Origin of the sequence: Salmonella sp. SAL04213 (assembly GCF_046550535.1) — a bacterium.
In the GTDB taxonomy this organism is placed as follows: Bacteria; Pseudomonadota; Gammaproteobacteria; order Enterobacterales; family Enterobacteriaceae; genus Salmonella; species Salmonella enterica.
Map to the genome: position 1 here is coordinate 101971 of NZ_JBGDXS010000003.1, position 22640 is coordinate 124610.

General features: G+C 43.2%; 18 protein-coding genes and 1 tRNA gene. 9 read left to right on the forward strand and 10 right to left on the reverse strand.

What is annotated here, in order from left to right; translation table 11 throughout:
* Nucleotides 1-48: 48 nt before the first annotated feature.
* Together lptF and lptG are read left to right on the forward strand one after the other, a co-directional pair.
* Nucleotides 49-1149 carry an LPS export ABC transporter permease LptF gene (lptF, locus tag ACLJPQ_RS09975; protein WP_000584132.1) on the forward strand — a complete coding sequence of 367 codons (1101 nt, stop codon included), beginning with the start codon at nucleotides 49-51 and terminating at the stop codon, nucleotides 1147-1149.
* Nucleotides 1149-2231: an LPS export ABC transporter permease LptG gene (gene lptG, locus ACLJPQ_RS09980; RefSeq protein WP_001182242.1), complete on the forward strand. Its 1083-nt coding sequence runs from the start codon at nucleotides 1149-1151 to the stop codon at nucleotides 2229-2231. The genes lptF and lptG overlap by 1 nt, the downstream gene beginning before the upstream one ends.
* 216 nt (nucleotides 2232-2447) lie before the next feature.
* Here the strand turns inward: lptG and ACLJPQ_RS09985 are convergent, their stop codons facing one another.
* The 4 genes from ACLJPQ_RS09985 to idnD form a co-directional block, all read right to left on the reverse strand.
* Nucleotides 2448-3446 (reverse strand): LacI family DNA-binding transcriptional regulator, encoded by a 999-nt coding sequence (locus tag ACLJPQ_RS09985; protein ID WP_001244065.1) that lies wholly within the window; start codon nucleotides 3444-3446, stop codon nucleotides 2448-2450.
* A 63-nt stretch (nucleotides 3447-3509) separates the two neighbouring features.
* A complete protein-coding gene (gene idnT, locus ACLJPQ_RS09990; protein ID WP_001128356.1) occupies nucleotides 3510-4829 on the reverse strand; it encodes a gnt-II system L-idonate transporter in 1320 nt (439 codons plus the stop codon).
* Nucleotides 4830-4890: 61 nt separating this feature from the next.
* On the reverse strand, nucleotides 4891-5655 hold the full coding sequence (idnO, locus tag ACLJPQ_RS09995; RefSeq protein ID WP_000998688.1) for a gluconate 5-dehydrogenase: 765 nt from the start codon (nucleotides 5653-5655) through the stop codon (nucleotides 4891-4893).
* Nucleotides 5656-5679: 24 nt separating this feature from the next.
* The gene (gene idnD, locus ACLJPQ_RS10000; protein WP_080184888.1) at nucleotides 5680-6711 is read right to left on the reverse strand and encodes an L-idonate 5-dehydrogenase; all 1032 of its coding nucleotides are present in this window, start codon (nucleotides 6709-6711) and stop codon (nucleotides 5680-5682) included.
* 216 nt (nucleotides 6712-6927) lie between these two features.
* Here idnD and idnK point away from each other — a divergent pair, with 216 nt between their 5' ends.
* A complete protein-coding gene (gene idnK, locus ACLJPQ_RS10005; RefSeq protein ID WP_000896756.1) occupies nucleotides 6928-7458 on the forward strand; it encodes a gluconokinase in 531 nt (176 codons plus the stop codon).
* A gap of 27 nt (nucleotides 7459-7485) precedes the next feature.
* Here the strand turns inward: idnK and ACLJPQ_RS10010 are convergent, their stop codons facing one another.
* The gene (locus ACLJPQ_RS10010) at nucleotides 7486-8505 is read right to left on the reverse strand and encodes an NAD(P)-dependent alcohol dehydrogenase (RefSeq protein WP_000152568.1); all 1020 of its coding nucleotides are present in this window, start codon (nucleotides 8503-8505) and stop codon (nucleotides 7486-7488) included.
* A gap of 222 nt (nucleotides 8506-8727) precedes the next feature.
* On the opposite strand from ACLJPQ_RS10010, the gene ACLJPQ_RS10015 reads away from it, so the two are divergent.
* From ACLJPQ_RS10015 to ACLJPQ_RS10030, 4 genes are all read left to right on the forward strand, one after another.
* A tRNA-Leu gene (locus ACLJPQ_RS10015) sits at nucleotides 8728-8812 on the forward strand.
* Nucleotides 8813-8975: 163 nt separating this feature from the next.
* Nucleotides 8976-10226 (forward strand): tyrosine-type recombinase/integrase, encoded by a 1251-nt coding sequence (locus ACLJPQ_RS10020; protein ID WP_000772675.1) that lies wholly within the window; start codon nucleotides 8976-8978, stop codon nucleotides 10224-10226.
* Between the two features lie 65 nt (nucleotides 10227-10291).
* Complete coding sequence (locus ACLJPQ_RS10025; RefSeq protein ID WP_000623838.1) at nucleotides 10292-13177, forward strand: reverse transcriptase domain-containing protein; 2886 nt, start codon at nucleotides 10292-10294, stop codon at nucleotides 13175-13177.
* Nucleotides 13174-13863: a hypothetical protein gene (locus tag ACLJPQ_RS10030; RefSeq protein WP_080184889.1), complete on the forward strand. Its 690-nt coding sequence runs from the start codon at nucleotides 13174-13176 to the stop codon at nucleotides 13861-13863. Before ACLJPQ_RS10025 ends, ACLJPQ_RS10030 begins: the two co-directional genes overlap by 4 nt.
* 470 nt (nucleotides 13864-14333) lie before the next feature.
* Here ACLJPQ_RS10030 and ACLJPQ_RS10035 read toward each other — a convergent pair whose 3' ends face one another.
* A complete protein-coding gene (locus ACLJPQ_RS10035; protein ID WP_022630072.1) occupies nucleotides 14334-14468 on the reverse strand; it encodes a helix-turn-helix transcriptional regulator in 135 nt (44 codons plus the stop codon).
* A 297-nt stretch (nucleotides 14469-14765) separates the two neighbouring features.
* On the reverse strand, nucleotides 14766-15497 hold the full coding sequence (locus tag ACLJPQ_RS10040; RefSeq protein ID WP_001134748.1) for a hypothetical protein: 732 nt from the start codon (nucleotides 15495-15497) through the stop codon (nucleotides 14766-14768).
* Nucleotides 15498-15723: 226 nt separating this feature from the next.
* Between ACLJPQ_RS10040 and ACLJPQ_RS10045 the strand changes: the two genes are divergently transcribed.
* Both ACLJPQ_RS10045 and ACLJPQ_RS10050 read left to right on the forward strand, forming a co-directional pair.
* On the forward strand, nucleotides 15724-17451 hold the full coding sequence (locus tag ACLJPQ_RS10045; protein WP_001125368.1) for a hypothetical protein: 1728 nt from the start codon (nucleotides 15724-15726) through the stop codon (nucleotides 17449-17451).
* A gap of 3 nt (nucleotides 17452-17454) precedes the next feature.
* Nucleotides 17455-18378, forward strand: a complete 924-nt coding sequence (locus ACLJPQ_RS10050) for an HNH endonuclease domain-containing protein (RefSeq protein WP_000439000.1) — start codon at nucleotides 17455-17457, stop codon at nucleotides 18376-18378.
* 68 nt (nucleotides 18379-18446) lie between these two features.
* Here ACLJPQ_RS10050 and dndE read toward each other — a convergent pair whose 3' ends face one another.
* From dndE to dndC, 3 genes are read right to left on the reverse strand one after another with little or no spacing between them, the layout of a single operon-like run.
* Nucleotides 18447-18812 carry a DNA sulfur modification protein DndE gene (gene dndE, locus ACLJPQ_RS10055; RefSeq protein WP_000021009.1) on the reverse strand — a complete coding sequence of 122 codons (366 nt, stop codon included), beginning with the start codon at nucleotides 18810-18812 and terminating at the stop codon, nucleotides 18447-18449.
* Nucleotides 18809-20782, reverse strand: a complete 1974-nt coding sequence (dndD, locus tag ACLJPQ_RS10060; RefSeq protein WP_000575666.1) for a DNA sulfur modification protein DndD — start codon at nucleotides 20780-20782, stop codon at nucleotides 18809-18811. The genes dndE and dndD overlap by 4 nt, the downstream gene beginning before the upstream one ends.
* On the reverse strand, nucleotides 20779-22440 hold the full coding sequence (gene dndC, locus ACLJPQ_RS10065; protein WP_001529639.1) for a DNA phosphorothioation system sulfurtransferase DndC: 1662 nt from the start codon (nucleotides 22438-22440) through the stop codon (nucleotides 20779-20781). Before dndC ends, dndD begins: the two co-directional genes overlap by 4 nt.
* Between the last annotated feature and the right edge of the window lie 200 nt (nucleotides 22441-22640).

Consider the following 22640-nt stretch of genomic DNA (forward strand, 5'->3'; position numbering starts at 1 on the left):
ACAAGCTAAATTCCAGCAAAAAAATGGGTTTTTACGGGCGTATTTAAAGTGATAATCATAAGATATCTGGTGCGGGAGACGCTCAAAAGCCAGCTGGCGATACTCTTCATCTTACTTTTGATCTTCTTTTGTCAAAAGTTAGTGAGGATTCTCGGCGCGGCGGTTGACGGCGATATTCCCGCAAATCTGGTGCTCTCGCTTCTGGGGCTGGGCGTACCGGAAATGGCGCAGCTCATCCTGCCTTTAAGCCTGTTCCTGGGGCTACTGATGACGCTGGGCAAACTGTATACCGAAAGTGAAATTACGGTCATGCACGCCTGTGGGTTGAGCAAAGCCGTGCTGGTAAAGGCCGCCATGGTACTGGCGTTATTTACCGGTATCCTTGCGGCGGTTAATGTGATGTGGGCCGGCCCCTGGTCGTCAAAACACCAGGATGAAGTGCTGGCGGAGGCGAAAGCGAACCCCGGTATGGCGGCGTTGGCGCAGGGGCAATTCCAGCAGGCGACTAACGGCAGCTCGGTGCTGTTTATCGAAAGCGTTGATGGCAGCGACTTCCACGATGTTTTCCTGGCGCAGATTCGCCCTAAGGGCAATGCTCGTCCTTCTGTAGTCGTGGCCGATTCCGGACACCTTACTCAGTTGCGCGATGGTTCCCAGGTTGTCACCTTAAACAAAGGGACGCGTTTTGAAGGAACGGCGTTGCTACGCGATTTTCGCATCACCGACTTCCAGAACTATCAGGCGATTATTGGCCATCAGGCCGTGGCGCTGGACCCGAACGATACCGACCAGATGGACATGCGCACGTTGTGGAATACCGACAACGATCGCGCTCGCGCCGAGCTGCACTGGCGTATCACGTTAGTCTTTACCGTATTTATGATGGCGCTGATGGTCGTGCCGCTCAGCGTGGTGAATCCACGTCAGGGGCGCGTCTTGTCTATGTTGCCCGCCATGCTGCTTTATCTGCTGTTCTTCCTGATCCAGACCTCCATTAAATCGAATGGCGGTAAAGGCAAACTGGACCCGGTTATCTGGATGTGGGCGGTCAACCTGATCTATCTGGCGTTGGCGATTGGTTTAAACCTGTGGGATACGGTGCCGGTCCGCCGCCTGCGTGCCCGTTTTCTGCGTAAAGGAGCGGTATAATGCAGCCATTTGGTGTACTTGACCGCTATATCGGTAAAACCATTTTTACCACCATCATGATGACGTTGTTCATGCTGGTGTCGCTCTCCGGGATCATCAAGTTTGTCGATCAGCTGAAAAAAGCGGGGCAGGGTAACTACGACGCGCTGGGCGCGGGTATGTACACCCTGCTCAGCGTACCTAAGGATATCCAGATCTTCTTTCCTATGGCGGCGCTGCTTGGCGCGCTGCTGGGACTGGGGATGCTGGCGCAGCGTAGCGAACTGGTGGTGATGCAGGCATCGGGTTTCACCCGTATGCAGGTGGCGCTGTCGGTGATGAAAACGGCTATCCCCCTGGTGCTGTTAACCATGGCGATCGGCGAATGGGTCGCCCCGCAGGGCGAGCAGATGGCGCGTAACTATCGTGCGCAGGCGATGTATGGCGGTTCGCTGCTTTCCACCCAGCAAGGTCTGTGGGCGAAAGACGGGAATAACTTTGTCTATATTGAACGGGTGAAGGGCGACGAGGAGCTGGCCGGCATTAGTATTTACGCTTTCAACGATCAGCGTCGTTTGCAGTCGGTGCGTTACGCCGCTTCGGCAAAATTCGATCCGGAGCATAAGGTCTGGCGTTTGTCGCAGGTGGATGAGTCCGATCTGCAAAACCCGAAACAGATCACCGGTTCGCAGACGGTGAGCGGCACCTGGAAAACGAATCTGACGCCGGATAAGTTAGGCGTGGTGGCGCTGGACCCGGATGCGCTTTCCATCAGTGGTCTGCATAACTACGTTAAATATCTGAAGTCGAGCGGACAGGACGCCGGACGTTATCAGCTCAATATGTGGAGTAAAATCTTCCAGCCGCTCTCCGTGGCGGTGATGATGCTGATGGCGCTGTCGTTTATCTTTGGCCCGCTGCGTAGTGTGCCGATGGGCGTGCGCGTGGTAACGGGGATTAGCTTCGGCTTCGTCTTCTACGTCCTCGACCAGATTTTTGGCCCGCTGACGCTGGTATACGGCATTCCGCCGATTGTCGGCGCGCTGCTGCCGAGCGCGTCTTTCTTCCTGATTAGCCTGTGGCTAATGCTGCGTAAGTCGTAATCACAGGCCGCCATCCGGCAATGCAGTAAAGCGCAGTGCCTGATGGCGCTGCGCTTATCAGGCCTACTATGACCCGTAGGCCTGATAAGTCCTTTCCGCCGCCATCCGGCAGACCACCTGGTATTCCTCGAATGATGTAGTGCGTAACCTGACGCGTGGCGCTTTTGGCTACCCGTTAAGCTCAGGCAAGCTGCGGGAAAAAGTAGATCAAAAAATTTATAACGTGCTGCCGTGATAAATCTGATAACCCAAATCAATCGTATTATGGTTGAGATCGTTATTTTTAATTTTGTTGAGCAACATCTGCGCGGCTCTGCGCCCGATCTCAAAACGAGGGGTAATTACGCTGGCGAGGCTCGGTATCATTTGCCTGCCCATCTCCAGACCGTGGAAGCCGGCGATGGAGATCTGCTCCGGTACGGCCAGTTGACGCTCGCGGCACCACAGTAGAGCGCCCATTGCGATATCGTCGTTAGTACAAAAAACGCCATCCACGTCCGGGTGCGCAGTAAGCGCATCACGCATTAGCTGTATCCCCAGATGGATAGAGGAGATAGCGCGGGGATTGATGCGCAACGGCGCCAGCCCCCGGCGCGTCATCGCATCGCAGTAGCCGTGATAACGCTGCTCATCACGGATATCGTCTTTTGAACCCAGATAGAGGATTTTACGCCGCTGGCGTTTATCCAGCATGGTGCTGACCATATCAAAGGCGGCCTGACGGTTATCAAACCCCACCTCCATATCTAAGCGATCGCCCTGGATGTCCATAAGTTCTACAATCGGAAGGGTTGCTGAGCGCAGGAATTTGACGGTTCTGAGGGTATGATATTTTTCTGAAAGAATAATGCCGTCGATATTGTAGGACAATAAATTGATAACGGACTCTTCTTCCGAATCGCGATTGTAATTGTAATTCGCAATGAGAGTTTGGTAGTTATGACCCGACGTTACGGATTCAATCCCGGCAAGAATGTCGGCAAACAACTGGTTCTGAAAAGAGGGGATCAGCACGCCCAGAGTGTAACTTTGCGCGTTTAACAGCATAGCTGGCGCGCGATTTGGTATGTAGTTAATTTCCTCCATGATCTGCGCAATACGCTCGCCGGTTTCCCTGGCGACTTTTTTCGGCGAGCGGATGTAACGGCTCACCGTCATTTTTGTCACGCCAGCAAGCGTAGCGATATCCTGCAAAGAAATTCTGTGATTCCTCATGTTTTCTCCAGTACCGGGGGCGGGAACGTCGCCCCCATGGTTAATTGGGCTGCGGATGATGAATTAATGCAGAACCGCATTCAGCGCCAGTACGCCCAGCAACCCCATGACAGAAATCAATGTTTCCATAACGGTCCAGGTGCGTAGGGTTTCCCCGACGCTAAGATTAAAATACCCTTTAAACAGCCAAAAACCGGGATCGTTAACATGTGATGCAATAACGCTTCCCGCGCCTGTCGCCAGTACCATTAACGCCGGATCGGCGTGGGTTACGTTAATAATCGGCAATACGACGCCCGCTGTGGTTATCGCGGCCACGGTCGCGGAACCTAACGCAATACGCAGCACGGCGGCTACCGTCCAGCACATTAATAACGGAGATAGCGAGGTGCCGGTCATTAATTGCGAGATATATTGGCCCACGCCGCTATCCACCAGCACTTGCTTAAACGCGCCGCCGCCCGCGATGATAAAAACAATCATCGCAATAGCGCCAATGGACTCGCCGACGATATCCATCACCTGCTCAACCGTACGTCCATTGCGTCGGCCCAGCGTAAAAATGGCGATGATAATGGCAATAAACAACGCCACTGCTGGATTACCGATAAATTCGAAGAAAACCCGCACGGCATTCGTTTTTGGCAGCGTGATTTCACATACCGCTGCGATGGCCATCAGAATGACCGGGATCACGGCGGCAAAAATACTGTTCCAGAATGACGGCATCTCCTCTTCACTGAATAGGTGAGGATTAAATAATCCTTCAGGCGGCGCTTTCTCAAAGCGCGCCAGCAATTTTGAAAACAGCGGGCCGGCAACAATCACGGTCGGTATGGTAATGATTAACCCATACAGCAGGGTCGTACCGAGATTTGCCTCAAAAATTGTCGCAATAGCGGTAGGGCCGGGATGCGGCGGCAGGAAGCAGTGCGTAACGGATAAGGCGGCGACCATTGGAACCCCGACATACAGCAATGGCAGTCCCGATGAAGCCACAATCGTAAAAACGAGCGGCAACAGCAGTACGAATCCGACTTCAAAAAACATTGCCAGGCCGACGATAAGCCCGGTGATCACCAGCGCCCATTGCACGCGTTTTTTGCCGAACGTATTAATGAGCGTCGTCGCAATGCGCTGCGCGGCGCCGGTATCGGAAATTAATCTTCCCAGCATCGCGCCAAAACCGAGGATCATGGCGAGTCCGCCCAGAGTACCGCCAATTCCGTTTTGTATGGAGTGCAGGACGTCTTGCGCGCCCATCCCTTCGGCAAATCCTACCACGGCGGCAACCAGAACAAGGGCGATAAAGCCGTTAACTTTAAAGCCAATCATTAAAACCAACAGCAGCGCAACGCCTGCCGCAATAATTATTAATGGCATATTCGTCTCTCTTATTAGCGCCAAAATAGCAGCGCTTACGCGCTGCGTCGTATTTCCCTGGTCAGACGGCAACCAGCATACCGCCATCGACAAACAGCAGATGTCCGTTAACAAAGTCGGAGGCTTTTGACGAGAGAAACACCGCTGCGCCAATAAGCTCCTGGGGATCGCCCCAGCGTGCGGCAGGCGTACGTTTGCATAGCCAGGAGGTGAAGGCTTCATCTTCAACCAGCGCTTTGGTCATCTCCGTTTTGAAGTATCCCGGCGCAATACCGTTGACCTGGATATTATGACGCGCCAGCTCCACGCACATGCCGCGAGTCAGCATCTTCACGGCACCCTTCGACGCGGCGTATGGCGTAATCGTGTCGCGGCCCAGCTCGCTTTGCATCGAACAGATGTTGATCACTTTTCCTGCCTGACGCGCCACCATACGGCGCGTAACGGCCTGAGAGACGAGAAAAACCGCGGTCTGATTTACGGCGATGACATCATTCCACTCCTGTTCGGGAAACTCAGTAAACGGATGACGGCGCTGGATACCGGCGTTATTTATCAGGACGTCAATGACGCCGATATCTTTTTCGATATGTTCAACCGCAGCTTCAATATCCTGTTTATGGGTGACATTAAAGGGAGCGGCAATAGCCTTTATCCCTTCTTGCTGAAGTTTCGTCACGGCTGTTTCGGCACGCTCCGGGGTAATATCGTTAACAATAATGCGCGCGCCATAGCGACCAAGACCGGTTGCCAGCAAATAACCAATTCCCTGAGCGGCTCCGGTGATAAGGATATTTTTACCTGCCAGTGAAAAAAGATCGTTCATGATAGTGTCCCTTATTTTACTTTCTCAGAAAACGAGCTGAACTTTTGCCGCCTGTGTTTTGTCTCCGGCAAAGATCAGCGCCGCTTCCAGGTCGGTAAATGGATATTCCGCGCTCAGTAACGGCAACGGATTGATAACGCGGTTGGCAAGCCAGGAAACCGCAGTATTAAATTCGGTAGTAAAGCGGAAAGAGCCTTTCAGCGAGATCTCTTTGCTTATTAGCATCATCATCGGGAAGTTGGGGACTGCGCCGCCCATGCCAACCTGCACCATCACGCCTTTGGCCCGTGTGACTTCCAGACACGTTGAGATAGAGGAAGGATGCCCAGAGACTTCAAAACTGATATCGAAATACCCTTTTTCTGCTTTCCAGTCATCGAGAGAATCATGCTGTGGGTTCACCAGCGTATCCGCGCCCATCTGCCGGGCCAGCGAGAGAGAACGGGCGCTGATATCGGCACATACCACTTCCGCCGCGCCCAGCGTTTTTACCGCGCTAACAATCAGACAGCCGATAGGGCCAACGCCGGAGATAAAGACGCGTTTGCCCTGCAGATCGCCCGCCTCATGAGCCGCATGAATGGCAACCGCCAGCGGCTCGGCAAAGGCCATGGCTTTTTCGTCCGCCTGTTCCGGCCAGGGAATGCACTGAGCGGTATCGACAGCTTTAAATCGGGTAAAACCGCCATCGACATGCGGAAAATACATGGCGCTGCCAAAGAAACGCATTTCAGTACAGTGGTTTTCTTCATGCTGCAGACAGTATTTGCAATGACCGCAAGGCTTCGATGGATTAATCGCTACCGGTTGTCCTTCACGTAATAAATCTGAGTCGCTATGAACGATTTTGCCAATCACTTCATGACCTAAAATCATTGGCGCTTTTACTGTAAAATTGCCGACTTTGCCTTCCTGATAATAATGTAAGTCAGACCCACAAATGCCGCCTCGGGTAATTTGTACGAGTGTTCCTTTATTATTCCATTCAATATTTTGTTCCGTAACGGCAACAGCACGCTTACCCGCAACAACGCAGGATTGAGTTTTTACTTCCATAAATTCCTCACTGGTCAGGTAGTTACCCTGAACGCATTTAAGCGGTTTTATTTGTCACTATTTGTGACTTATGTCACGCTGGAAAATTGTTACACTACAATGTTACGCATAACGTGATGTGTCTTAGAGTTCTTCTCTATGGAAATTAAAAAACGTGAAATTGTCGAACGTAGAGGCGTAATATTGTGGTGTGGAATATGACTCAGAGGTATTTAAATGGCCGGGGAAAGCTATATTTTAATGGGCGTTTCAGGTAGTGGTAAGTCTTTAATAGGCAGCAAAATTGCAACATTATTTTCTGCGAAGTTTATTGACGGCGATGATCTCCATCCGGCGAAAAACATTGATAAAATGTCTCAGGGAATACCGTTAACTGATGAAGACCGTTTACCCTGGCTGGAACGATTAAATGACGCTTCATACAGTCTTTATAAAAAAAATGAGACGGGATTTATTGTCTGCTCGTCATTAAAAAAACAGTACCGCGATATTTTACGTAAGAGCAGCCCTAACGTACATTTCCTGTGGCTGGATGGCGATTACGCTACTATTCTGCAGCGAATGCAGCGTCGTGCCGGGCATTTTATGCCGCCAGACCTGCTGCAAAGTCAGTTTGACGCGCTGGAGCGACCCTGTGCCGATGAACATGATATTGCGCGTATCGATGTTAATCATGACATCGAGCACGTGACGGAGCAGTGCCGACTGGCTGTACAGGCTTTTCGTCAGGCACTCAGCGCTTCCTGATCATTGTCAAAGCGCTGAGTCAGGCGGTCAGAAGTCAGCTTTTAGCACTACACGATAGCGGGCTTTGCCGTCGCGAACGTGCTGAATAGCTTCGTTGATTTGTGACATTGCGAACAGTTCCGTGGTGGGTGCGACTTTGCTGCGTCCGGCGAATTTCATCAGCTTGCGAAGTTCATATGGCGTTCCGGTTGCCGAGCCTGAGATACTGCGATCGCCGGCAATTAATGTAAACGCCGGTACGGGCAGCGGCTTCAATACCGCCCCAACGGTATGGAAGTTGCCGCCATACGTCAGCGCTTCGAAGTAGGGCTGCCAGTCGAGATCGACGTTGACCGTGTTGATAATGAGATCGAACTGACCCGCCAGTGCTTTTAACGCTTCCGGATCGCGGCTATTCACCACGTTATTGGCCCCCATCGCCAGCACTTCCTGCTCTTTCGATGGATTTGAGCTGAACGCGGTGACTTCGCAGCCCATTGCATGTAACAGCTTTATGGCGATATGCCCCAGCCCGCCGATACCGATGACGCCAACGCGGCTGGTAGCAGTAATATGGTGCATCAATAGCGGTTTAAAGACCGTAATGCCGCCACATAACAGCGGGCCTGCGGACGCCATATCTATATTCTCCGGAAGAGGAATTACCCACTGCCAGCCTGCGCGAAGCTTCTCGGCAAAACCGCCACGATTGAGGATAGTGGGCACTGCGCCTTCCTGGCAGTTAATTTGATTGCCGCTGATACAGGCATCGCAGTGTCCGCAGCTGCGCGCCGTCCAGCCGATTCCAACGCGCTGGCCGACTTTTAGCCCCTTATTCTGTGCCGCGCTGCCGAGCGCGGCCACCCGACCGATGACCTCATGTCCGGCAACCAGAGGGTATTGAGAGAACCCCCATTCATTGTCGATCATCGACAGATCGGAATGGCAGATCCCGCAGTAGTCGACCCGTACCTCGACATCTTCCGGTTGGAGTTCTCCCGCGTCATATTCATAGAGTTCGAGCTCGCCGCCCGCCTCTTTGGCGGCGTAGCTTTTTATTATCGTCATTGTGTTTCCCTTAATGTGGTGTTGAACTGAAAAGTGTAGAGCATGGAGGCAAGGGACGCCCGGCGTTAATCTGCTGGAGAAGGCGGGAAGTAGCCTGATTATTCTATTTAATACTCAACGCTGCTGAAATTTTCAGCACTTAGCGAAACAGGTGTATGCTCGTGCTTGCATGGCGGCGTATGACAGGTATAATCCACAACGTTTTCCGCATACCTCTTCAGTGCCGAAGTGGCGAAATCGGTAGACGCAGTTGATTCAAAATCAACCGTAGAAATACGTGCCGGTTCGAGTCCGGCCTTCGGCACCATTAGTACTTCCAAGACCATCCGAGAAAGTCCAAATATCCCTTTAAAATCAATGCTTTCAGCGATTTTTACGTCCTGCGTCTTCCGAGGTTGTCCGTTGAAATCAGGATATCATTGGGGGCATAATTGGGGGCATCTTAACTTCGATTAGAAATGTGCCCCCAAATGAAGCTCAATGCCAGACAGGTCGAGACCGCAAAGCCAAAAGACAAAACCTACAAAATGGCCGATGGTGGTGGTTTGTATCTTGAGGTTTCGGCCAAAGGTTCCAAATACTGGCGTATGAAATACAGACGTCCCTCTGACAAAAAAGAGGATCGTCTCGCTTTTGGTGTTTGGCCTACTGTGACGCTTGCTCAGGCAAGAGCAAAACGCGATGAAGCTAAAAAGCTTTTAGTACAGGGCATAGACCCAAAAGTCGTACAAAAAGAAGCTCAGGCCGAGAATTCGGGGGCATATACTTTTGAAACTATCGCCCGAGAATGGCATGCCAGTAACAAGCGCTGGAGTGAAGACCATCGATCGCGCGTTCTTCGCTATCTTGAGCTTTATATCTTCCCTCATATCGGTTCGTCCGACATTCGGCAGCTTAAAACCAGCCACCTGTTAGCCCCGATTAAAAAAGTTGATGCCAGTGGCAAACACGATGTCGCTCAGCGCCTGCAACAGCGCGTCACAGCCATTATGCGTTATGCCGTACAGAACGATTACATCGACTCAAATCCAGCCAGCGATATGGCCGGTGCGCTATCGACAACCAAAGCGCGACATTACCCTGCTTTACCTTCTAGCCGGTTCCCTGAGTTTCTTGCACGTCTTGCTGCATATCGTGGCCGTGTAATGACACGGATTGCAGTCGAGCTTTCCTTACTAACTTTTGTTCGTTCCAGTGAGTTGCGTTTCGCTCGCTGGGATGAATTCGACTTCGATAAATCTCTTTGGCGTATACCGGCAAAACGAGAAGAAATTAAAGGTGTCCGTTATTCGTACCGTGGGATGAAGATGAAAGAGGAGCATATCGTTCCGCTTAGTCGACAGGCGATGATTTTGTTAGAGCAGCTTAAGCAGATTAGTGGTGATAAAGAGCTGCTGTTTCCGGGAGATCACGACGCAACTAAAGTTATGAGTGAAAACACGGTGAATAGTGCTTTGCGGGCTATGGGTTATGACACTAAAACTGAAGTATGTGGTCACGGTTTCAGAACAATGGCGCGAGGTGCTTTAGGTGAGTCAGGTTTATGGAGCGATGATGCGATTGAGCGCCAGTTAAGCCACTCAGAGCGTAACAATGTTCGTGCTGCGTATATTCATACTTCTGAGCATTTAGACGAGCGTCGATTGATGGTTCAATGGTGGGCTGATTATTTAGATAGTAATAAAGAAAAATATGTAACACCCTATGATTATGCTAAATGAAAAAAGTAGCATGATGGAAAATGACATTTATTCTAATTGCAGCAATGAAAATATAAAGGTGACTTATGATTAGCAAAGGAAATGTATTAAGCGCGTATAATTGCTTGAAGTCATATGCATATTACGAAAATTTAAATTTCTATCTGAAAGCTGAAATAGCAAAATTTGAAAACACAGGATTCGATCGTAAAATAAAAAAAGTGGTTGATTTATTCAATGGCGATGATAAATCCGTTTTTGATCAATGGTTACAAGGCATCAATGTTGAAATTTTACCAAAGAAGATTAAAAGTCATTTAGAGAGTGAGCAAAGTAATGGTGCTTTGTTTCTGAGTAATAATAAAACAGCGAGCGAATATATAGTTGAATCTGTAAATTATTTGGTTGTGGCACCTGTTGAAATATATCTTATTGAGACATTGTGGTCAATATATGTTGGTTCTTTGCTGGACGAAAATTTCACCAATTACACCTATGGTAATCGAGTATCAAATGTGGTAAAAAAATACGCAAGAGATTACCCGACAGAAGAATCAATTTCTTCTGTTAATATATTCCAGAAATATGTTGATAACTATAACAAATGGCGTGATGGCGGAATAAATAAAGCAATTGATACTGTTGAAAAAGATCAGGAAAATGTAGCTATATTATCAATAGACTTAAAAAGCTTTTATTATAATATAAATATAGATTTTAAAAAAATAGAAAAGGTGATAATAGATAACTCTCCATCTGAGAGCATGGAATTGTCATTGTATTTGAATGAAAAGATTTCACAAATGCATGACATGTATAAGCAGATTATAGCTCCTTATATTTGTGTTACACATGAAGAGTCTGTATCGAAAGGTATTCCAATAGGATTTACTTCTTCAGCTATATTAGCCAATTGGTATCTTTCAGATTTTGATGCTGATATTAAATCTAAAATCAACCCTGCATATTATGGTCGTTATGTAGATGATATTTTATTTGTGTTCTCTTCTCCTTCGATACAGCCTTCTGAAAAGGGTAAGGAAATTATAAATTTTATTGATAGTGCATTAGGGGATTTTATAAATCATGATAATAAAGGTGATGCAATTTTTAGATTGTCAGATGAATATCATTCCTTACCTATACAAAAAGACAAATTAATTTTTCATTATTTTGATAGGAACCATAGTCTGGCAGGGTTACGAGTCTTTAAACAAGAGGTTGAAAACCGTAGTAGTGCATTTCGTTTTTTACCCGATGAGCATATAGAGAGTGATTTAGATAAATTTGCCTATGATGTTTTATTAAATGGTTCGGCTAATAAATTCAGAAGCATTATGGGGTTGGCAGAGAATGAAACTGAACTTTCAAAATATATATCATCGCATATTCTTGCTCATCGTTTATGCAACCTAACGTCTAATGAATCAACATTAAAGCAAATCACTCTTTTCTTTAGAGGAGAGAATTGCATACGATTCAGTAGATTATGGGAAAAAGTATTAGCGTATACATTGATAACTAAGAAATATACCTTTTCTCGATCGTTTTATAAATCTATTCAAGACAGTATTGAAAAGATAAAATGGCATGGGGACAATGATGAAAGTGATATCTCATCAAAAATTAAAACTGCAATGAACGAGTACGCTGATATTTCACTTTGCCTGAATCTTGCACTGCTTGATCTTGATGTAATCCTAAATGATACACAAGAGACAGAGCAGAAGGAGTTAATTCCTATACGCAAAATGATTAATGGTGATGCGGATAAGGTAAAATTAATTGAACGTTTCAGAGATAGTAATTTAATTAGACACAATTTGGTTTCTTGGCCATTAGTGAATTATACGAATTATAGAGGAGATTTGACAGAAGAAGAACTTTATAAAAATATATCTGAGCTTGATATTGAGCTTGTGAAAAGTAAAAAATCAAAAACTCCAAGATTTATACATGCTGATGAATATCAACTTTTTTATCTGATTAGATCTTTGAAAAAAAAAGAATTGCATAAATTTACAACAAGAAATGATTTTCATCAGGGGGCTTGCGTTGTAAATAAAAACAAAAACACAATTTCGATAAAGGTTAATGATAAGTTTAGTTCTAAAAATGATAAAATAAAAGTTGCGTTAGCTAACATGTTGGTTGATAGAGACTCTATACAAAGAGCATGTCGAAAGGATCAGTCGCCAAATCTAAGTTATCAAAGACAAAAAGGACTGTATCATATTCTTAATGCAGCAAATAAAGAGGAAGCTGATGTATTATTACTGCCGGAATTGTCTATCCCAGTTTCATGGCTACCATTTATGGCTGCTCACTCTCGAAGAAAACAAATTGCGCTTATATTCGGTCTTGAACATTGGGTTCTTGATGAGCGCGCATATAATATACTTGTTGAAATGTTACCTTATAATACTGATGAGAATTATAAATCAAGCATGCTTGTGTTTAGAGTTAAAAACTATTACGCTCCTAAGGAAATTGAACTCTTACATACATTAAGACTTAGAGCAGGAGCACCAAAGCCTAAGAAGCAACGATATCATCTTATTAGATGGAAAAATGTATCATTCGCTACATATAACTGCTTCGAACTCGCGAATATTGAGCATCGCGCTTTGTTTAAGTCAAAGTTGGATATTCTTTTTGCTTGCGTTTGGAATAGGGATGTTAATTATTATCAACATATAACCGAATCAGCGGCAAGAGATTTGCATTGTTATGTAGCTCAGTCAAATACTTCTCATTATGGAGGGTCGTGCGTTCTTCAGCCATCGAGAAGCTCTATCTCAAACAAAATATACGTAAAAGGTGGAGAGAATCACTGTATTCTAACTACAACATTAGATATTAAAGCCTTAAGGGAGGCTCAATATCGTTCTTTTAGAGATAATAATGACATAATCAAGCATAATCCCCCCGGGTTTGATTATGATGCTTTATTAGAAAGGGCCAAAAAATGAATCAGATTATAAATGATATCTTATCTTCAAGTATCGCATTAGGTATTATTGCATTTATATGCAAGATGATTCTCAAACATATGGATAAGAGAGGGTTGGAGACCTATAAAAATAAATTAAAAATTGAAAGTGATTTATTAGCGAAAAGAATAGATTTCGAGTTTTCACAAAAAAAAGAAAGGGAAATAGAATTAGGGCGTTGGGGATTAACTTTATTGAGTTCCATTAACGGTTTAATAGGGCGTTTGAAGTATATTAAAGACAATGGGTCGTTGACGGAGGACCCTTATTATGAAGTTAGCACTAGATATTATGTGTGCCAGTTCCTGTGTTGGGCGCAGCTTTTTCGTAAGGAAAGAAATACTGTTGTTATATCTCCTGTTAATGATGAAATTTTGATAGGCGAATTACTTAAAAATATATCCATTGTTTTAAGGAATAATAATTTCAACTTTCCTGCTATTCGCTCTCTCGAACAACAATATATTGGTGAATCATTGATTTATGAAGGAAGTTGCATGCAGTTTAAAAACTTTAATGATTCTAAAATATTGCAAGATTATGATGTTCTAAATGGTTATATAAATGCTCTCTTGAGTGGCGATAATATTGAATATATCAATGAGCTTATAAGTAAATTAGAGGATTTACAAAAACATTTCAGGAAAATTCTTTCCTTAAATTAAATTTTCAAGGGTTGTTTAGTTTGTTTAAATGACCCTTGCACAGTCACCCGTACTCAGACTTTATTCTTAGCAAGGATTGGCGGGATAATCCACTTATTTTCGCGATTGCGCACAGCCCCGCCCGCCTGCCCGCTTCGCTTAACAGACTGGTTTTCATGCATTCCGTAAATCGTCTCAGAAGCCACCACACAAGGGTTTTCGCGTCAAAAATGGCGCATGAGACTCATGCGTTTTCATGCACCATAGATATACACTTATACGATCTCAGGCCAGCCAGGGAAAAGGCGTAAAAAATCTCGGTACTGGACCGGGACTATATGGGCGTATTTTTCTAATCAGACAGGAATTTGCTGACGCCGTGAAGCCAGCGGTTGAGCAGGTGTGAAGCGCACATAATCTTCCTCCGGCATTTAGACATCGCGGGTAAGCCGGATGCGTTGGTGGATCTAGGCATCCACCTCGCTTTCCAGCTAGGCGACGTGGCGGCTGTTGAGTCGGATGGACGGCGGAAACTGTTGCAGCTGGATTTGTCGATAAATCCACGATTTACCGAAGCCGATTTTGTCTTCCACCTGGCGTAAGCGTAAAAATCTGTCGCTATTCATAACCATTCCTCCTGTGTCCAGATTCGTTCACATCAGCACGATGGGCGTGGTTATCAAAGCAGCAGCGACCCTGCCAGGCAGTAAAAATCCTTATCTGGGTTAGTGAGAGTTGTTAGTTGAAAGAGTTAGTTGATTGCGTTATGGCGGAGCGCCGCGCTGGAGTGCGGTTTTCAACGTCTCGCCACTCAGTGGCTGGTGCATACCATCCTCACGTGCCCAGCGTTCGAAAATGTTCAACAGTTTGTAGGGATGGTCCAGTAGTTCATCATCCAGTAGCGGGTTGTGCTTGCAGGCCAGCTACAGTAAACGGGAGAGCGCGGAGGTGATCCGTTCCTTTGATTCCGGCTGATGGCGGGTCAGGAAGGCTTCGAGATGAGTGCGGCGGATGACGAATAGTGCGTCAGGAGGCAGCGTGTCCTGCAGGTAGCAGACGGACAGACTGAGCCGGGATTTAAGGTCATTGCGGCCATTGCCATACAGCTGGCCAATCAGCAGATGCAGCTCTTCCTGAAGGTTGTTTTGCGTGGCGAGCAGTTCCAGTAAAAGCTCCCGCAACGATTTGCGACAACAGAGTTGGTAGTAGCTGTCGTTCTCATCGCAGACCACAATGCCAATCTGGTTGCAGCAGTGGGTATCTTTGGGGCAAGGACGATTCAACGTTTTCGCCAGTTGCTGGTGGAGCAGTAGGAGCTCAAGGCCGATTAACGGCAAATTCCACAGATGGCTGGTGGTCAGTTGCAGAGTCGGGTCGCGTCTGCATGGTGGAGAGTTCGCCATCACTTTGCGGTTGCCGGGTTTGTTGCACTGCGAAGGTGGAAAGGGCGGCTTGCTGAATCGGCAGGCCAGGCGGCGAGGAGGATTGAGCGGCTTCAGGAGGACTGGCGAGGGGAAGTAGACCGAGAGCGACAGATCGCTGTGAAGGGCATGGCGGATCAGGTCGGCGGGCAGCAATGTGATGTTGTGCTGTCGGATGACTTCTGCGGCCTCGTCCAGCGCCAGCCACTCCTGACGGATTTTGTGTGGGGGCATAGCGTGTTCCTTTTTGTGTTTTGAGTGCGTACGAAAGTAATTGTAAATAGCCATAAATTATTGGATGTGTTGTTTTATTCATATAAAACAATTGGTTATGTATTTTCTGTTTGTAGATAAAACTGTTGGATAGCTTGACAATGAGAAAGATACGAGAATAATGAATCCCATAGAAAGATAATGGGATGTATACATCGCAACACGTTAAATCTAAAAGGAAAAAAGAATGCCAAAACTCACATTTGAATATCCCGCAATAAAAATCAAACAAAATGAAATGTGTAGTGATGTTGTGTTGTTTGGTGCTTCTGCTTATGAGATTCATCAATGGGCAGGTGTCCCACAAAAAAAATCATTTGAAGATATAGAAACAGTTGGTTTTCAGCGTGTTGACAATAGAGCAAGATTAAATGAGCTGAAAAAATTTTATCTGAATCAGAAAAATGTAGTTCAAAATACACTTATTTGTGCAATAAGAGATATAGCTGGGTGTAAGGTTAGCTTCAAGGGTAAGGATAGCAGTGATTGTGCTGGGACTTTAAAAATTGAATTTCCTAGCTTTTATGATATGCCGATAATCGATTTGTTTGGCATCTTAAGGCAGTCTCTTGAAAGTCGGTTAAATGGTAAAGTAAAAATTTCAATTTCGGAAGAAGATAAGCAGGAACTTAAGAAACAACTATCAATTCTGAATGAAGCGAAAATAGATGACCAAGAAGATAAACATCCGCTAGATGATTTAGAAAGTGAGAATGTTGAAGAAATAAAAGAGTCCGAACAGGATTCTTTGATTTTTGATGAATCACATATAGCTGATTTTATTAAAGAAATAGCTTTACGTCATGAAATTCTGAAAGAAAATCCTGAATTATATATAGAGCGGGACGAATTTTTAGGATTTAAAAAAGATTCTCTTATTTCGTTTATTCTTCCTGTTTCATTAGTTGATGGACAGCATAGGTTGTTAGGTGCTATTGGTGAAATAAATACCAGATTGGAAACGGGTGAGTTTGATGATGAGTTATCATTATCTTTGAATAATGGTACCGATGCTACAATGGCTAATACTGAAATTTTGAAAAAACATACACGAGTTTTGCCGGTTTCGTTATTAATGTCAGATAGTCCATCTGAACAAGTATTTCAGTTTGTTGTTATTAACCAGAAAGCTACACCAATTGAACGCTCATTGCTAGGAACTATAGTATCAACAACATTAACTAATGATGAAATGGAAGTTGTATCTCAGCGCTTAATGGATTCTGGTATCAAGCTCGAAGAAGCTCGTGCTATAACATGGATAGCTAAAAACCCAGTCAGCCCATTTTCAAACCTTGTAGAGCGTGGTGTAAACAGCGATTCTAAAGATATGTTGCAATGGTCTGTTATGGGGAAAATCATAAATATTTTTAAAGAGTTGAGAGGCGGGATTTTATTTGGTGAAAGGAACGACTACGCTAAAATTTGGCAAGAAAAATACCTTTCCACATCTGGGGTTGTTTCTGAGTTTGATGATAATGTATTTTCATCAGCATATGATTATTGGCGTTCTCTTGAAGGGCCTTGGAGAGAATTATTTGTTTGTTTTTGGAACAAAGTTAGCGATAAACTCGCTCAACGTGAAAATAAAGATAGGAAAAATTTTTGGGGAGCACCTCGAGAATCTAATATTTTTAACAAAATATCTTTAATGATCCTGTCTTCAGATTTTTTCCAATTTCTTGTTGAAACGCGAACTGGGATTGATTCTAAAGAGCATCTAAAGTCTTTAGTTGATGAATGGTTACAGGATATTAAACCAGCATATTTTGATCGTGATTGGGAATTATCTGGTGTTAAAAAAGACTCAAAAGGAATCAGAGACCGATGGGCTCAGCTGTGGTCTGATTATAGAAAAAATCCATCAGCTTTACCTCAAATTAGAATGTATCGTAACCCTAAAAAGACTGACTGACTTATGGAAAGAGACTTCAATTTTGTCATCAATAGTATATTAAATATACAAAAAGCATGGTGTAATGATACGCAAAATGAGTTGTCTCATATGTCTTTTCCGGATCCAATGCTTGGATTCAGAAGAGATCTTTTAAAGGGCGATATGTATCGAGAATGGGGGCGTTGGTTTATTGAGCAATTTATTGATGTAAAATACCTATCGAGTAATGTGACTTATCCTGAAATATTTTATGATGTCTTTCGCATTATCGATACAATATGTGGATGGACTTATGACCGAACTGATAAGATGGAAGTGTCGGGTATAATATCAAGATATGTTTTGCAAAGGGTAAAAATCATCACTGAGAGTAATAAACGAAGGAGAGTTTCTTTATCAGAACGACGTGAATTATTGGATCTTCTTGGTGAAAAACCTCGTTGCTGGTTGACTGGCATGCCTTTTTCACCTGAGGCTATTGCTATTTTTTTAGGTGAGCGCGATGTCAAAATAAAATTGCCTGATTATGTAGATAAATATATGCCAATTGGTTTGGTTGAACGAGATCTAAAAATAGAAGTAGATCATCTCTATCCTTTTGCATTAGGAGGCGATGATTCTATCGAAAACTTTAGATTAATTTGCGGGTGGGCCAATATGGTGAAAAGTTCACAGGTATCAATGTATGGTCGAGGAACCAAATATACTAAATCTATACGGCCTTATCAAAGTATTGATAATTATTATTGGGCGATAAGGACATTAGGGTTGAAGAGAAAATGTGAATGTGATGGGTGTAAAAATAATTTGGAAAATTCACAGTTAACAATATCGTCATTTCATGGTGCTGGAAAAATAATAAATCCTATAAGTATGAAAATCATGTGCTACGAACATGCTTATGAAAATGACCGTTTTGTTTTGCGCACGAATTTTGAGCTTTAATGATCAGTAAATTTTATAATTTAACTCAAAAAGGCACATGTTATATTTGTGCCTTTTTTGGTATATAATTACATTTCTATTATGTCATCAATGCTATTGACTTTATTTATCATATATGAAATGCCACGGTGCAAGTGAATTTTGAATAGATAATTTATATCTATATTTTCATGATGTTCATTATAATCATCATGAATTCGTTGTTTTAATATCGCTAAATATATTTCTGATTGATCACCAGAAAACGTTTTCCATGTCATTTCAATTGAGCTATCGGTGATAATATCCTCATGCGGAGGAACGGCTTTCTCCGCAAGAGATAGGCAAAATGCCCAACGACACAGTACATTCCAATTATCGATGCCAGTTCGTCGTTTTAGAGTGATCAGCTGCTGTTTTGCTTTTTCGGAAAGTCTTACATGCTCGATGCTCATAATGCACTCTCCAGATATCCATTTGAAAAATATGAAGTTTTTTCTGTTTCATTATAGACAATATTATATTCTTGAGCTATGAATGGCTTCAATTTGGAATAGTATTGACCATAAATCTCTTCATCCGTAGATAAAAGAATAACTTGTGAGGCAGCATTTGGAAAATATTTCTCTATTAGGCGAGTTCTGTGTTCTCCATCTAGTCTTCCCATAGGAGTATCAATTATTGTTGGTAATTCTTTTCCCGAACTATCGGCTAATCCCCAGAGAATAGCTATGGCGAGTAATTGTCTCTCTCCGGCAGAAAGGCGATCTGCTGGGATTTCTAGTCTACCCGAGGTATACAAAGTCATAGAATAATCAGTCGGACTAATTTCTATCCTATTCACTAAACTTTCTTTTCTTTTCAATTGATCAAACTTTGATTTTATTTTTTTCTCAAGCTTGCTAATATTTTCACTTACAAGTTGTTTATTAAAGGATATAATTATTTCTTTTAATGTATCAATGTGATTGATAATTTGACTCTGTCTTTTCTGCTCGAAATGGGCCGAGTTGCTACTAATTAAAAGAGTATTATACTCAGTTTCATTGCTTTTTATCTCGTTATCTATTTCTTCTAATGAAACCAATAATATTTCTTTTTCTTTTCTGACTGAGCGTAATTTTTCTTCTTGTTTTGCATATTCTGAAAATAAGCCTTTTACTGATTCAAAGGTTGGGATTGTATTTATTTTTCGATCTATTAAAATAATTTCTTCTTCTATCTTTTTCTTTACTAAAAGTAGATTGACTGCTGAATTTTTGTCTTGATGAATTCGGCTATTTAAATCAAAAAAATACAGAGGATCGGTGTTTATATAACAATCTACCGTATGTTTTTCCTTTTCGATGATTTGTGCTTCATCAAATTTCATTTTTAGATCAGACAGTTCGATACTATCAACTTTATCAGAAAGCATATTTAAGAGTTGTTCTTTCTGTTTCTGTAAAAGTGATTCAGCATCATTAAATATTCTATAGTTTTTTTCAAGTAAAGCCTGTTTTTCTGCTTTAATAGCTACATGTTGTACTAATCCTAAAGGCAGTACTCCAGAGGCTAATTTTAATAATTCATGTTTAACCACGAAAAGTTTTTGTTCTAATTCTTTTTTTTCTTTTTCAAAAGATGTTTTTAATTCTAACTTGTCAGCACCGCTAGACTGTAACTTTTCTTGGAGAAACGACAAGTTTTCATCTTCATCTTTCTCTTTCTCCTCTAGAATGCCTATCTGAGAAGTTAACTGCTTTTTCTGTTCGTTTAATGACGCTATTTTTGTTTTTATTTCATCTACACTGACAGCATCTTCTTTTTTAAGTAGTTTTTCTTGTTTTTTCTTTTGTAATTCGTTTAAATCACTCGATAGAGTTGAAAGTAGTTCTAGCCCTAGTAAAGCTTCTATTCCCGTTTTAAGTAATTCGGCAGAACGCTTAGGATCTGCTAAATTTTCTATTTTTTCACCATCAAAGAAAAATAACTCTGATATTGACTGAGGGATAAATTCGTTGACAAATTCCTCCCAATGTTCACTGATCAATTGATCATACTTGCCATTAAAATGAACAGAGATATTTTCTTTACATTCTTTGTTCCCATTTTTTTTCCAAGATCTCTTAATTTCATATATTTGAGCGGTCTTTTTGTTATCTCCATGACGAAACCGTAAAGTGATGCTCGCAGATCTGTCTGTAGAAAATGAATTAATGTTTTTTTCTAGATAGGTTAGGTAGCCTAACCGCCCTCTGTTGGAACATTTCGCAAATTTGCCATATAGTGCCAACTGGAGAGCATCAAGGAAAGTAGTTTTCCCTGCGCCATTAAGAGCACCTATCAATATAATTGGTTTTTTATGATCAGGACTATCAAGGGAGATAGTATGATGTCCTTGATATATTCCAAAGTTATAAAGTCTTATTTCTTCAAAAATCATAATTGTATCTCTTGAACATCAATTTGTTCTAATTGCAAATAATCATAGTTAATGAGAGATTTCTCTATTTTTTCTATTTCCCATTGTAGTTTGTTTCTCTCATCGTCATTTATACCTTTATCTTCAATCTTATAGATGTTCTCATTTAATCGTTTTTCAAGTGCGAATTTCCGAGCTTCTGAAATATCATTAAAGGCAGTTTTGTCTAAAGCTGATTCTAACTCTTTATAAAGTGTAGAACGCCGTAGAAGATGTTTGTGCTTGTCTGCAATCGTAAGTAATTCACGGACCTGTTCATATTTCAAACCATCAGTATCATCAAATTCAGCACATTTTTCTTTTAATTTTTGCATAATGTTACGGTTCAGCAATGGATGATTTTTACCTTTACTACCTGGATAAGGTTTATTCATCACTGACTGGTAAATTGTAGGTACGCTATCCTCAACTTCATTTTTGCTTTCTACCCACAATTCTCTGATAGCTTCCAGATCATCAATTGTGAGAAGCTCCAATTCTTTCACTTCTTCAGGACCCAGAGCTTGAACTTGAAGTTGAGCCTCCAGTACTTTACGTAACATATGTTCACGGAAAGCCTGTCGATAAGGTCCTCGAACCAAGTCTGCGCCATATTCATTAATATGAACTGTTAAGCTTCCATTCATTCGCCTAAAATCGCGACGGTCTTTATCTGCCTGTATTTTTTTAGCTTTTTTGTCTTTGTTTGAATCATTTATGTCGATCTCGTTCCGTAGTGCAAGAAGTGGATACATCCACTCTTTTTCACTATCGTTCTGAATCATTGCCGACATTGACTTATCTTCTCCTACCATCGTGCAGACATAACATCCAAAACGGCTATCACCGCAGCTTGGAGTTGATTTGTCGACGACTAAGGGGCATTCCCCATCTTCCGTTGCACCTTGATACATAGTTAGTAGTTCTTGGTTTTTAAAACCCCAAGGATTTTTTACTTGCATCAAAAATTGCCATACATCGTCGTTGCTCCAGTCAGCAATTGGGGTATATACCCAGACTCTGTCTAGTTCCTTATTAACAGACAAACCAGCAGCACGTCGGGTGTTATCTGCACGATTTTCGTAGACTTCCATTGTTGTTGCACGAGCTGTACTCTCTGCTTTACGAGTCCCTAGAACCAAAATTGCTTCGCCATTATTCTGGACAACACTTTTAATGAAGTTGTTTGATGGACTAATTTTTAAGCGATCTGTACACCATCTGAACTTATAACGTGGAGCAGGGTAACCTCTACCGATTAAATTCACCCAAAATCGATCATTTACTGCTGGTGTCAAACGGTGAGGTATCAATGGAATTTTTTGCTCATCTACAGCTCTTTCCATCTGTTTGAGAGAGCGGGTAACCCACAAAGCAACAATAGGATTTTCGACTAACGTATCAGTGCTGATGACATGCACCTGCTTGTGAGCCTTGTTATCAAGAGCGAGCTCTGAAAGCGCCTGCCAGACTAACTGAAGAATTGCTGTTGAGTCTTTGCCCCCGCTATAGCCGATAACCCAAGGGATATCATCACTCAAGTAGAGGTCCTTAGTTTGCTGTACTAGCCTGACAACAGTCTCTCTGAATCCAAGATCGTCAAAGGCTGAGCGGGTTGATTGATGATTCTGTACTGTCATTTTCTACCTTTGGTTAGTCTGAGAGCTTGAAGCGCTACTTTAGCAACAACTACAACATCCACAATTGGCGTACCACTATGTAAACCACGAAAGCAACCTCTAACTTTACAACCTATGATGGATTTTGTCTCTTAAATGCGATATCGGGAGGAATCGTACTATTTTTGGCGGAGAAACGTTAACTTGCAGACAAATCTATC